The sequence below is a fragment of the Streptomyces longispororuber genome, from assembly GCF_024448165.1.
GTDB classification, from domain to species: Bacteria; Actinomycetota; Actinomycetes; order Streptomycetales; family Streptomycetaceae; genus Streptomyces; species Streptomyces longispororuber_A.
In genome coordinates this window covers 60,289-72,118 of sequence record NZ_JAMOLN010000003.1, presented here as the reverse complement: position 1 = coordinate 72,118, position 11,830 = coordinate 60,289, and the positions used below count along the sequence as shown (strand labels likewise).

The following is an 11,830-nucleotide window of genomic DNA, read 5'->3' as shown; positions in this document are numbered from 1 at the left end:
GAGGGCGCCGAACCGACCGGTTCAGCGCCCTCGTCCCCGTACGACCACAAACCCTCAGGTCTTCTTGGCCCCGGCCTCGTCCTTGGCCTCGTCCTTGGCCTCGTCCTTGGCCTCGGTATCCGCGTCCTCGGACTTGTCCAGCTTCACGGCACCGTCATCCTCACCGTCACCGGAACCGTCCTTCGCCGCGGCGGATTCCTCCTGCGCCTCCCCGGCGGGGACCGGCTCCACGATCTCCTCGCGGCCCGGCCGCACCTTCGCCGACACCACCAGGTAGACCACGGCGAGCACGAAGACCAGCAGCGCCGTCCAGTTGTTCAGCCGCAGGCCGAGGATGTGGTGCGCGTCGTCGACGCGCATGTACTCGATCCAGAACCGGCCCGCGCAGTACGACGCGACGTACAGCGCGAAGGCCCGTCCGTGCCCCAGCTTGAACCTGCGGTCCGCCCAGATGACCAGCAGCGCGACGCCGATGCACCACAGCGACTCGTACAGGAAGGTCGGGTGGTAGAGGCCCGGCACCCGCCCGTCCGTGTCCGAGGTGATCTTCAGCGCCCACGGCACGTCGGTCTCGCGGCCGTACAGCTCCTGGTTGAACCAGTTGCCCCAGCGGCCCACGGCCTGCGCGAGGGCGATGCCGGGCGCCAGCGCGTCGGCCCACGCCGGCAGCGGGATGCCGCGCCGGCGGCAGCCGATCCAGGCGCCGACCGCGCCGAGCGCGATGGCGCCCCAGATGCCGAGGCCGCCCTCCCAGATCTTGAAGGCGTCCACCCAGTCACGGCCCGCGCTGAAGTACAGCTCGTAGTCCGTGATCACGTGGTAGAGCCGGCCGCCGACCAAGCCGAACGGCACCGCCCAGACCGCGATGTCGGCGACCGTGCCCGCTCGCCCGCCGCGGGCGATCCAGCGCTTGTTGCCGAGCCAGACGGCCACGAAGACGCCGATGATGATGCAGAACGCGTAGCCGCGCAGCGGGATCGGTCCGAGATGGATGACCCCGCGCGACGGGCTGGGAATGTAGGCAAGTTCCATGGCAGGGTCGACGCTACCGTGCCGGGCCACGGGGACGACGGGCAGCCCGGCAACGGCTCCATTACGACTTGTTCGCGTCCTCCACCATCTTCTTCAGCTTGTCCGGGGTCAGGGTGTTGTCGCCCAGGATGTTCTTCCCGTTGAGCAGGACGGTCGGCGTGCCCGAGAAGCCGGCGTCCTGGAACGCCTTGTAGGACTTGGCGATCCAGCTGTTGTGCGTGCCGTCGTCGACGCACGACTTAAAGGTGTCGGTGACGAGCCCGTCGACCTTCCCTGCGAGCTCGATCAGCTTGCTGTTCTTGGCGAAGGCGTCGTCCGTCTCCTCCGGCTGGTTCTCGAACAGCACGTCGTGGTAGTCGCGGAACTTGCCGGCGGTCTGCGCGCACGCCGCCGCGTTCCCCGCGTGCAGGGAGCCGCTGCCGCCCATGTTCCCGTCGATGAGGGTGACCGTGTGGTACTCGACGCGCAGCGCTCCGGAGTCGGTCAGCTCGTGGATCGTCGACCGGTACGTGTCCTCGAAGGACTTGCACGCGGGGCAGCGGAAGTCCTCCCACACCGTGAGCGTCGACTTGGCGCTGTCCTTGCCGACGGGGATCGCCAGGTCGTCCTTGCCGGTCGCTCCCTTCGGGGGGACGACCTCGCCCGACGTTTCGCTGGAACTGTCGTCGCCGGAATTGGCCGCGACGACGCCGATCACGGCGGCCAGGCCGAGCACGCAGACGACGGCCGCGCCCACGATCAGTGTCCGGCGCCGCTTCTCCGCGGCCTTCTGCTTCTCGCGCTCCACGGCAAGCCGCTCGCGGGCCGCGCGCTTTCCCTCACGGTTCTTCTCACTCACACCCGCGCCAACGAACCGGGGAGGCACGAGCGTGCCTCCCCGGTCCACATACCACCCATATGGGTTACGTGACTAAGCGTTACCCCTGACCCCTTGGGCCAGTTCGGCGGCGAGCTCGCGGACGCCGGCGAGGCCCGCCTCCGCGTCCTCGGCGTCCAGGATCCGCTTCACGAACGCGGAGCCGACGATGACGCCGTCCGCGAAGCCCGCGACCTCCTTGGCCTGCACGGCGTTCGAGACGCCGAGGCCGACGCAGACCGGCAGGTCCGTGGTGGCCTTGGTGCGGCGGACGAGGTCCTGCGCCTGGTTGCCGACGGACTCGCGGGTGCCGGTGACGCCCATCAGGGACGCGGCGTAGACGAAGCCGGAACCGGCCGCCGTGATGGTGGCCAGACGCTCGTCCTTGCTGCTGGGGGCGACGACGAAGACCGTCCCCAGGCCGTTCTTCTCGGCGTGCTGCCGCCACTCGGCGGACTCCTGCACCGGCAGGTCGGGCAGGATGCAGCCCGCGCCGCCGGCCTCGGCCAGCTCGGTGGTGAACCGCTCGACGCCGTAGATGTAGATCGGGTTCCAGTACGTCATGACGAGGACCGGCTTGCCGGTGGCCTCGTGCGCCTCGCGCACCGTGCGCATGACGTCCTTGATCTTCAGGCCGCCGCGCAGCGCGATGTCGTCGGCGGTCTGGATGACCGGGCCGTCGAGGACGGGGTCGGAGTGCGGCAGGCCCACCTCGACGACGTCGGCGCCGCCGTCGAAAGCGGCCTTGACGGCCTCGATGCCGCCGTCCACGGACGGGAAGCCCGCGGGCAGGTAGGCGATGAGGGCGGCGCGGCCCTCGGCCCTGGCGTTCGCCAGGGTGTCGTTCAACAGCTGGATGTTGCCGCTCACTTGGCGTCCCCCTCGATCTCGGCGAGGTCGGCGGAGTCGGCCGCCACCTCGGCGTCGGTGCCCTCGTCGTACAGGCCGAAGTAGCGCGCGGCCGTGTCCATGTCCTTGTCGCCGCGCCCGGACAGGTTGACGACGATCAGCCCGTCCCTGCCCAGCTCCTTGCCGACCTCCAGCGCACCCGCGAGGGCGTGCGCCGACTCGATCGCCGGGATGATGCCCTCCGTGCGGGAGAGCAGGCGCAGGGCCTGCATCGCCGCGTCGTCGGTGACCGCCCGGTACTCGCCGCGGCCGCTGTCCTTGAGGTAGGCGTGCTCGGGGCCGATGCCCGGGTAGTCGAGGCCGGCCGAGATCGAGTACGGCTCGGTGATCTGGCCCTCCTCGTCCTGGAGGACGTAGGAGCGGGAGCCGTGCAGGATGCCCGGGGTGCCCGCGCTCAGCGTGGCGGCGTGCTCGCCGGTCTCGATGCCGTGGCCGGCCGGCTCGCAGCCGACGAGGCGGACGTCGGCGTCCGGGATGAACGCGTGGAACAGGCCGATGGCGTTCGAGCCGCCGCCGACACAGGCGATCGCCGCGTCGGGCAGCCGCCCGGCGCGCTCCAGGACCTGCCGGCGGGCCTCGACGCCGATGACCCGGTGGAAGTCGCGGACCATGGCCGGGAAGGGGTGCGGCCCGGCCACCGTGCCGAACAGGTAGTGGGTCCTGTCCACGTTGGCGACCCAGTCGCGGAACGCCTCGTTGATGGCGTCCTTGAGGGTGCGGCTGCCGGACTTCACGGCGATGACCTCGGCGCCCAGCATCCGCATCCGGGCCACGTTCAGGGCCTGGCGCTGGGTGTCGATCTCGCCCATGTAGATGGTGCAGTCGAGGCCGAACAGCGCGCAGGCCGTGGCCGTGGCGACGCCGTGCTGGCCCGCGCCGGTCTCGGCGATGACGCGGGTCTTGCCCATGCGCTTGGTGAGCAGGGCCTGCCCGAGCACGTTGTTGATCTTGTGCGAGCCGGTGTGGTTCAGGTCCTCGCGCTTGAGGAAGATCCGGGCGCCGCCGGCGTGCTCGGCGAACCGGGGCACCTCGGTGAGGCTGCTGGGGCGGCCGGTGTAGTGGACCAGGAGGTCGTCGAGCTCGCGGGCGAACTCGGGGTCGTTCTTGGCCTTGTCGTACTCGACGGCGACCTCGTCCACGGCGGCGACCAGGGCCTCCGGGATGAACGTGCCGCCGAACGCGCCGAAGTAGCCCTCGGCGCTGGGGATCTGACCGTCCGGGTCAGGGATGAAGTAGTCGCTGGGCATGCGTGAACCTCACGGTGGGATCGGGTGATGACTCATCGCCGTGGGGCGCCTGTGGTGACGCGGCTACCAGCTGGGTGTGGTCGCTCGCGCCGTGCTCCGCGCCCCCTGAAGGGGCGCTTGCCATCGCATGCCGTTGATCTGGCCCGGCTCCGCGCCGATGTGGTACCGCACCCTGCGACCCCGCACGCGCCGCGCCGGAGCCCGGCAGCCGCGGGGGCGGCAGCCGGGGGCGAGGCGGGCGGAGATCGGCATGGCTCGGGTCAGCTCCGTCCGTGGCGCAGCGCCGGGTGGGCGCCCGCGGCGACCAGGTCGGAGACGGCCGACTTCGGGTCGCGGCCGGTGACGAGGGACTCGCCGACGAGGACGGCGTCCGCGCCCGCGTTGGCGTACGCGATCAGGTCGTGCGGGCCGCGCACGCCGGACTCGGCGACCTTGACGATGTGGTCCGGGATGTCCGGGGCGACGCGCTCGAAGGTACCGCGGTCGACCGTGAGGTCCTTGAGGTTGCGGGTGTTGACGCCGATGACCTTGGCCCCGGCGTCGACCGCGCGCTCCACCTCGTCCTCGTCGTGCGCCTCCACGAGCGGCGTGAGGCCGATGGACTCGGCGCGCTCGATGAGGGACTCCAGGGCGGGCTGGTCCAGGGCGGCCACGATCAGCAGGGCGAGGTCGGCGCCGTACGCGCGGGCCTCCCACAGCTGGTACGAGGTGACGATGAAGTCCTTGCGCAGGACCGGGATGTCGACCTTGGCGCGGACCGCTTCGAGGTCGGCGAGGGAGCCGCCGAACCGGCGCTGCTCGGTCAGGACCGAGATGACGGCGGCGCCGCCCGCCTCGTAGTCCGCGGCGAGGGCGGCGGGGTCGGCGATCATGGCGAGGGCGCCCTTGGAGGGGCTGGACCGCTTGACCTCGCAGATGACCTTGACGCCGTCGCCGCGCAGGGCCGCGACCCCGTCCTTGGCCGCGGGAGCCTTGGCCGCGCGCTCCTTGAGCTCGTCGAGGCTGACGCGCGCCTGCCGTTCCGCGAGGTCGGCACGGACTCCGTCGATGATCTCGTCGAGCACACTCACGCGAGCGGACTCCCTTCTGACAGTTCACTGGGCAACCGACTGGTCACTGTGATGGTATCCGGAGGTGGGCGAAGGCTCCGCATCCGGTTGACGGTGATCCCATTCCGTGGACAGCCGCCGGGTCCGCCGGTCAAGGGTGCAGGAAGCCACCGAAGGGCAGGTTCCGGACGACGGTGAAGGTCAGGACGACCGCGCCGAGCACCCACAGGTGGGCGCGTCCCGGGCCGGCGCCGAGCGGTCTGCCGCGCGCCGCGCGGACCGCCCACACCGTCCACAGCACCGCGAAGAGCGCGTAGCCGACGACCGCGAGGGCGTTGGCGCCGAGCGCCGCCGTGAGGTCGCCGTGCACGATCGCGTGGGCGCTGCGCAGTCCGCCGCAGCCGGGGCAGTACAGGCCGGTCACGCGCAGCAGGGGGCAGGCGGGGTAGTGGCCCGGTTCGTTCGGGTCGACGGCGCCGACGTAGGCGAAGGCGGCCGCGACGCCGCCGAGAACACCGAGCGGGACGGCGGTCCGGCGCAGCAGGCCGGACCTGGCCGGGGGTGCGGCGGGGGCCGTGGGGGCGGTGTCGGTCGTCTCGACGGTCACCCGTGGATTCTCCCCCGGTGCCGCCCGCTCCGCCCTCCCAGGCGCGCGAAAGGGGCGGGGCGGCGATCCTGTCGCCGCCCCGCCCCTCTCACGCGGTCCGTACCGGGACGGGTCAGGCCTCCGAGCCGACCGTCTGCGCGGTCGCCTTGGCCGGCAGCTTCAGCTCGGCGCGCTTCGGCTTGCCGAGGCCGGCCGCGCTCATGGCGCCGCCGACGATCGGGGCGATGGCGAGCAGAGCCATGCCGACCCAGAAGCCGACCGGCTCCACCATCACCATGAAGGCGCCCGCGACGATGAACCCGATGAAGGCGATGATGACACCGGTCCAGGCGGCCGGGGTGTGTCCGTGGCTGCTGTCCGCCATGGCTTGCTCCTCGTTGCTTATGGCCTATGCGTACGCACGGCGTACGACGTTCGTTTCCATTGTCCCGTACTCGCTCGTCAGCGATGAACCCGGGGTCAGGCGGTGCCTGTCGGGTCCTCGCCGCGGTCGAGGGCCTTCCACAGGTCCTCAGGACGGTCCGGGTCGACGGGCTTGGCCCGGGGGGTGCGCGGGGCGCCGGAGCGCTCGTAGCGGCCGCCCATGGAGGGCCAGGCGGCGCCGTAGATGACGGCGAGGATCCCGGCGATCAGGATCAGCGCGCCGCCGGCGGCCGCGACGTACGGCCAGGCGGTGTGGGTGAGCGCGTCGATGGTGGTGGCCGCGTCGCCGGAGGCCTCGGCCGCCTTCTCGTCGAGGGCGGCGCTGTCGCCCGCGCCGAGCACGGCGGCGGCGACGGCGCCCGCGCCGCTGAGCGCGAGCAGTGCGGCGACCAGGATCCGGCCGGCCCTGCGCACCGCGAACACGGCGACGAGGGCCGCGAGGCCCACTATGGCGAGGGCGGCGGGGACGCCCGTGACGTCGCTGCCCTTCGCGGTCAGCGGCAGCTTGCCGCCCGCGACGGCGGCGACGCCCGAGCACCACTCCTGGCGGGACGCGAGCAGCGCGACCGCGGCTCCCACGGCCCCGAAGAACAGGGCGACGGCGAGGCTGCGCCGGCCGCCCTTGGCGGAACCGGCGGAGTCGGCGGCGGCATCGGTACGGGGGTGCGGTACGGCAGTCACGTACTCCACTATCGCCTGTCTGTACAGGTGTGTGTGCCCCGGGGGCCGGAGGCGTGCGTCACTTCACAGTGCGTCACGTCGTCCGCAGCCGGTTCGCCGTGTGGACGGCGCGCAGCACCGCGGCCGCCTTGTTGCGGCACTCGGTGTCCTCGGCGACCGGGTCGGAGTCGGCGACGACGCCCGCGCCCGCCTGCACGTACGCGGTGCCGTCGCGCAGCAGCGCCGTGCGGATGGCGATGGCGGTGTCGGAGTCCCCGGCGAAGTCGAGGTAGCCGACGCAGCCGCCGTACAGGCCGCGCCGGGACGGCTCCAGCTCGTCGATGATCTGCATCGCGCGGGGCTTGGGCGCCCCTGAGAGGGTGCCGGCGGGGAAGCAGGCGGTGAGCACGTCGTACGCGGTCCTGCCCTCGGCGACCCGGCCGGTGACGGTCGAGACGATGTGCATGACGTGCGAGTACTTCTCGACGGACATGAAGTCGACGACCTCGACGGAGCCCGGTTCGCAGACCCGGCCCAGGTCGTTGCGCCCGAGGTCGACGAGCATGAGGTGCTCGGCGCGCTCCTTGGGGTCGGCGAGGAGTTCGTCGGCGAGGGCCTGGTCCTCCTGCGGGGTGGCGCCGCGCGGCCGGGTGCCCGCGATGGGGTGGACCATGGCGTGCCCGTCCTCGACCTTGACGAGGGCCTCGGGGGACGAGCCGACGACGTCGAAGCCGTCGAAGCGGAAGAGGTACATGTACGGGGACGGGTTGGTGGCCCGCAGCACCCGGTAGACGTCCAACGCGCTTGCGCCGCAAGGGGTTTCGAAGCGCTGGGAGGGGACGACCTGGAAGGCCTCGCCCGCGCGGATGCGCTCCTTGATGTCGTCGACGGCGACCTGGTAGTCCTTGCCGCCCCACAGGGCGGTGAATTCCGGGAGTTCGGACGGCGGGAGCGCGGCCGGGGCGGACTGGACCGGCTTGGCGAGGTCCGCCTCCATGGCGTCCAGCCGCGCCACGGCGTCGGCGTACGCCTCGTCGACGCCGGTGTCGAGGTCGTTGTGGTTGATCGCGTTGGCGATGAGGAGGACCGAGCCGTCCCAGTGGTCGAGGACGGCGAGGTCGCTGGTGAGCAGCATCGTCAGCTCGGGCAGCTTCAGGTCGTCCCGCTCGCCGGGGCCGATCTTCTCCAGGCGACGCACGATGTCGTAGCCGAGGTAGCCGACCATGCCGCCGGTGAACGGCGGCAGGCCCTCGTAGCGCGGGGTGTGCAGCGTCTCGACGGTGGCGCGCAGGGCGGCGAGCGGGTCGCCGTCGACGGGGACACCGACCGGCGGGGTGCCCAGCCAGTGGGCCTGTCCGTCGCGCTCGGTGAGGGTGCCGGCGGAGCGGACGCCGACGAACGAGTACCGGGACCAGGAGCGGCCGTTCTCCGCGGACTCCAGGAGGAACGTGCCGGGCCGCTCGGCGGCGAGCTTGCGGTACAGACCGACGGGGGTGTCACCGTCCGCGAGGAGCTTGCGGCTGACGGGGATCACTCGGCGGTCGGTCGCGAGCTTGCGGAAGGTCTCGAGATCCATGGGGAGGAAGCCTAGGGGTTCAGGCGGCGGGGCCGGTGACGGGCAGCTGGTCGGCGTCGAAGCAGGTCCGGGTGCCGGTGTGGCAGGCGGGACCGATCTGGTCGACCTTCACGAGCAGCGTGTCCGCGTCGCAGTCGAGGGCGACCGACTTCACGTACTGGAAGTGGCCGGAGGTGTCGCCCTTGACCCAGTACTCCTGGCGGCTGCGCGACCAGTAGGTGCAGCGGCCCGTGGTGAGGGTGCGGTGCAGCGCCTCGTCGTCCATCCAGCCGAGCATGAGCACCTCGCCGGTGTCGTACTGCTGGGCGACGGCGGGGATCAGACCGTCGGCGCCGCGCTTGAGGCGGGCGGCGACGGCCGGGTCGAGGCTGCTGTCGGCGGAGGAGGGCGGGGGCGCGCTGGTCATGGGTGCCATTGTGCCGCGCCGGTCGGGCCGCTTCGGCCGGTGTCCACTGTCCGGACGGGGAGGGCGGTCGTAGGCTGGCGGCCATGTCGACCCATGCCAAGCGTGAACGACTTCTCCTCGCCGACCTCCTGGAGGCGACGGGCCCTGAGGCCCCCACTCTGTGCGAGGGCTGGACCACCCGCGACCTCGCGGCCCACGTGGTGGTGCGCGAGCGCCGCCCGGACGCGGCGGGCGGCACCCTCGTCAAGCAGCTCGCCGGACGTCTGGAGCGAGTGCAGGGCGAGTTCGCCGACAAGCCCTACGAAGAGCTGATCCAGCTGATCCGTACCGGTCCGCCGCGGTTCTCGCCGTTCTCCCTGAAGCAGCTGGACGAGGCGGCGAACACCGTCGAGTTCTACGTCCACACGGAGGACGTGCGGCGCGCGCAGCCCGACTGGACGCCGCGCGAGCTCGATCCGGTCTTCTCCGACGTGCTGTGGTCGCGGCTGGAGCGGATGGCGCGGGTGATGGGCCGCAAGGCGCCCGTCGGCCTGGTGCTCCGCCGGCCCGACGGACAGACGGCGGTGGCCCATCGCGGCGCCCCGGTGGTCACGGTCACCGGTGAGCCGGCGGAGCTGCTGATGTTCGCGTTCGGCCGGCAGGACGCGGCGAACGTGGAGATGGAAGGCGACAAGGCCGCGATCGAGCGGCTCAGCGAGACCCGGGCGCTGGGCCTGTAGGCCCGGCGCACGCACCACGGAAAGGCCCACATGATCAAGCTCGCCATGACCAGCGTGTACGTCGACGACGTGGCCGGGGCCCACGCGTTCTACACGGACCTGCTCGGCTTCGAGACCCGTACGCACATCGACCTGGGCGACGGCACGCTCTTCGTGACGGTGGGTGCGGCCGGGGCCCAGGAGGACGTGGAGCTCCTCCTGGAGCCGGGCCAGGGCCCGATCGCGGAACCGTACCGTGCGGCCCTGCGCGAGGCGGGGCTGCCGGTGGTCGTCTTCTCGGTGGACGACGTGGCGGCCGAGCACGAGCGGCTGGTCGCGGCGGGGGTGCGGTTCACGCAGGGCCCGCAGGAGGAGGGGCCGGTGATCACGGCGGTGCTCGACGACACCGTGGGCAACTACGTGCAGCTGATGCAGCCGGTCAAGTAGCTCTCCGGCTACGGGAGTTCGGCGGTGCGCAGGGCGCGGGAGGCGAGGGCCACCGCGCCGCCCGAGGCACAGACCGCCGCGCACACCGCGAACACCGGCCCCGTCCCCCACTGCTGCACCGCCCACCCGACCACCGGGAAGGTCAGCGGTGCGACGCCGAAGCTGACCAGGGTGGCGGCGGAGGTGACCCGGCCGATGTAGGCGGGGCCCGCGTGCGCCTGGAGCAGGGCCCCGCTCAGCGTCCCGGCGAGCCCGACGAGCAGGCCGATCGCGAGGGCCACCGCGGCGGCGCCCGCCATGGACGGCACCCGGGCGAGCGCCCCGATCGCCACCGACCCGGCGACGGCCACGCAGCCGGTGACCAGGCCCGCCCTGGGCACCCGGCCGCGCACGGTGAGCAGCAGGGCGGCGAGTCCGGCGCCGGCGCCGAATCCGGCGAGGACCAGGCCCATCCCGGCGGAGCCCCAGCCGCGGTCCCGGGCGAGGAGGGTGAGGCCGAGGTTCATCGGGCCGACGAAGCCGAGGTCGCCGAGGGCGATGCAGAGCACGAGGGGGCGCAGGACGGGGTGGCGGGCGATGTGCCGCAGTCCGTCCCGGAGTTCGGCGACGACGGCGCCGCGCTCCTGCCGCTGGTCAGGCGGCAGCTCCCCCACCCGGACGGCGAGCAGCAGGGGCAGCGAGATCCCGATCAGGAGGGCCGCGCAGCCGAAGGCGCCCGCGGTGCCGCCGAGCGCGATGCCGAGGCCGCCGAGCGGTCCGCCCAGTACGTTGGCGAGCCGGGTCGCGAGGGCGCGCAGGCCCTGGACGCGGGCGAGTTGGCCGGGTGCGGTGATGCGGGCGGGCAGCGCTCCGGCGGCCGGCAGGAAGACGGCGTCGACGACGCCGAAGACGACGGCCACGGCGCCGAGTGCCCACAGTCCCGGGCTGGTCGCGAGGAGCAGGGTGGCGGCCGCGACGACGAGCAGGGCGCGCACGGCGCTGCTGCCGATGACCACCCGGCGCGGCCCGTACCGGTCGGCGAGCACGCCGCCGCCGAGCATGAGGACGGCGCGCGGCACGGCGCTGACGGCGGTGACGACGCCGGCCTGGGCGGGGGTGCCGCTCTGCACGGCGGCCCAGGACAGGGCGAAGTAGTAGACGTTGTCGCCGACCGCGGAGGAGGTGTAGGCGCCGAGCCAGCGCAGGACGTTGCCGTCCCGGTGGGCGGGGGCGGGAGGCCCGGTGGTCCTTCCCCGTACGACGGTTGCCGCCATGGTCGGCTCCTCAGTCGTGGAAGGGGAACGCGTACGTGTGCACCGCGACGTTCTCCCGGCCGTCGGTGTCCCCGGCGGCTTCGGCGGCCCGGCCCCGCTCGTCGTAGCGGCGCAGCAGTTCGCGCATCTCCCCCACCAGTTCGGTGAGTTCGCCCGCGGTCAGGCGCAGCATCGACTCGGAGGACTCGTGGGCCGTGGCCCAGGCGTCGGTCCAGGTGATCCGCTCGTCCAGGAAGCGGCGGTACATGGCGACGCGCTGCTCCAGGAAGAGGCGGCTGGCCGCGGTGTGGGCGGCGGCCTTCTCGGGGGCGTCGCGGAAGTCCGCGTCGCGGATCTGCACGCCGTCGGACGCGGGCTGCCACCAGCGCTCGCGGCCGTCGGTGCCCTGCGGCTCGGCCTCCTCGATGAGGCCGTGCTCGGCGAGTTTGCGCAGGTGGTAGCTGACCAGGGCGACGGCCTCGTCGACCCGGTCGGCGAGCTGCGACGCGGTCGCGACGCGGCGCAGGGTCAGCTCGCGGTAGAGCTGGGCGCGGACGGGGTGGGCGAGCGCCTTGAGCGTGCCCACGTCGGTGATGCGCCGGTCTCTCTCTTTGCCTGCCTCTGTGCCTGCCATGTCTCGACCGTAGACAGAAAAGAAAAGTTGCGCAATATAAATTGCGCAACCTTT

At 72.5% G+C, this 11,830-nt stretch carries 15 protein-coding genes; 2 read left to right on the top strand and 13 right to left on the bottom strand.

Features of this window, described 5'->3' with window-relative positions; genetic code table 11:
• Positions 1-54 precede the first annotated feature (54 nt).
• From lgt to hisI, 11 genes are all read right to left on the bottom strand, one after another.
• The gene (lgt, locus tag M4J07_RS01785) at positions 55-1,032 is read right to left on the bottom strand and encodes a prolipoprotein diacylglyceryl transferase (protein ID WP_255966300.1); all 978 of its coding nucleotides are present in this window, start codon (positions 1,030-1,032) and stop codon (positions 55-57) included.
• Positions 1,033-1,093: 61 nt separating this feature from the next.
• Positions 1,094-1,870 (bottom strand): thioredoxin domain-containing protein, encoded by a 777-nt coding sequence (locus tag M4J07_RS01780; protein ID WP_255966298.1) that lies wholly within the window; start codon positions 1,868-1,870, stop codon positions 1,094-1,096.
• Between the two features lie 72 nt (positions 1,871-1,942).
• The gene (gene trpA, locus M4J07_RS01775) at positions 1,943-2,758 is read right to left on the bottom strand and encodes a tryptophan synthase subunit alpha (protein ID WP_255966295.1); all 816 of its coding nucleotides are present in this window, start codon (positions 2,756-2,758) and stop codon (positions 1,943-1,945) included.
• Positions 2,755-4,044 (bottom strand): tryptophan synthase subunit beta, encoded by a 1,290-nt coding sequence (gene trpB, locus M4J07_RS01770; RefSeq protein WP_255966293.1) that lies wholly within the window; start codon positions 4,042-4,044, stop codon positions 2,755-2,757. The genes trpA and trpB overlap by 4 nt, the downstream gene beginning before the upstream one ends.
• A gap of 63 nt (positions 4,045-4,107) precedes the next feature.
• On the bottom strand, positions 4,108-4,296 hold the full coding sequence (gene trpM / locus M4J07_RS48425; RefSeq protein ID WP_372343283.1) for a tryptophan biosynthesis modulator TrpM: 189 nt from the start codon (positions 4,294-4,296) through the stop codon (positions 4,108-4,110).
• A gap of 8 nt (positions 4,297-4,304) precedes the next feature.
• Complete coding sequence (trpC, locus tag M4J07_RS01765) at positions 4,305-5,114, bottom strand: indole-3-glycerol phosphate synthase TrpC (protein ID WP_255966291.1); 810 nt, start codon at positions 5,112-5,114, stop codon at positions 4,305-4,307.
• 130 nt (positions 5,115-5,244) lie between these two features.
• Positions 5,245-5,637, bottom strand: coding sequence for a DUF2752 domain-containing protein (locus M4J07_RS01760; protein WP_255966413.1), 393 nt, complete (start codon positions 5,635-5,637; stop codon positions 5,245-5,247).
• A gap of 175 nt (positions 5,638-5,812) precedes the next feature.
• The gene (locus M4J07_RS01755; protein ID WP_255966289.1) at positions 5,813-6,064 is read right to left on the bottom strand and encodes an HGxxPAAW family protein; all 252 of its coding nucleotides are present in this window, start codon (positions 6,062-6,064) and stop codon (positions 5,813-5,815) included.
• Positions 6,065-6,159: 95 nt separating this feature from the next.
• A complete protein-coding gene (locus M4J07_RS01750; RefSeq protein ID WP_255966287.1) occupies positions 6,160-6,813 on the bottom strand; it encodes a TIGR02234 family membrane protein in 654 nt (217 codons plus the stop codon).
• A gap of 64 nt (positions 6,814-6,877) precedes the next feature.
• The gene (locus M4J07_RS01745; protein WP_255966285.1) at positions 6,878-8,359 is read right to left on the bottom strand and encodes an anthranilate synthase component I; all 1,482 of its coding nucleotides are present in this window, start codon (positions 8,357-8,359) and stop codon (positions 6,878-6,880) included.
• Positions 8,360-8,378: 19 nt separating this feature from the next.
• Positions 8,379-8,765 carry a phosphoribosyl-AMP cyclohydrolase gene (gene hisI / locus M4J07_RS01740; RefSeq protein WP_255966283.1) on the bottom strand — a complete coding sequence of 129 codons (387 nt, stop codon included), beginning with the start codon at positions 8,763-8,765 and terminating at the stop codon, positions 8,379-8,381.
• 83 nt (positions 8,766-8,848) lie between these two features.
• Here hisI and M4J07_RS01735 point away from each other — a divergent pair, with 83 nt between their 5' ends.
• Positions 8,849-9,484 (top strand): TIGR03085 family metal-binding protein, encoded by a 636-nt coding sequence (locus M4J07_RS01735; protein WP_255966281.1) that lies wholly within the window; start codon positions 8,849-8,851, stop codon positions 9,482-9,484.
• 30 nt (positions 9,485-9,514) lie between these two features.
• Positions 9,515-9,910, top strand: a complete 396-nt coding sequence (locus M4J07_RS01730) for a VOC family protein (RefSeq protein WP_255966279.1) — start codon at positions 9,515-9,517, stop codon at positions 9,908-9,910.
• Between the two features lie 8 nt (positions 9,911-9,918).
• Here the strand turns inward: M4J07_RS01730 and M4J07_RS01725 are convergent, their stop codons facing one another.
• Both M4J07_RS01725 and M4J07_RS01720 read right to left on the bottom strand, forming a co-directional pair.
• Complete coding sequence (locus tag M4J07_RS01725) at positions 9,919-11,163, bottom strand: MFS transporter (RefSeq protein ID WP_255966277.1); 1,245 nt, start codon at positions 11,161-11,163, stop codon at positions 9,919-9,921.
• A gap of 10 nt (positions 11,164-11,173) precedes the next feature.
• Positions 11,174-11,776, bottom strand: coding sequence for an ArsR/SmtB family transcription factor (locus M4J07_RS01720; protein WP_255966275.1), 603 nt, complete (start codon positions 11,774-11,776; stop codon positions 11,174-11,176).
• Positions 11,777-11,830: the final 54 nt, after the last annotated feature.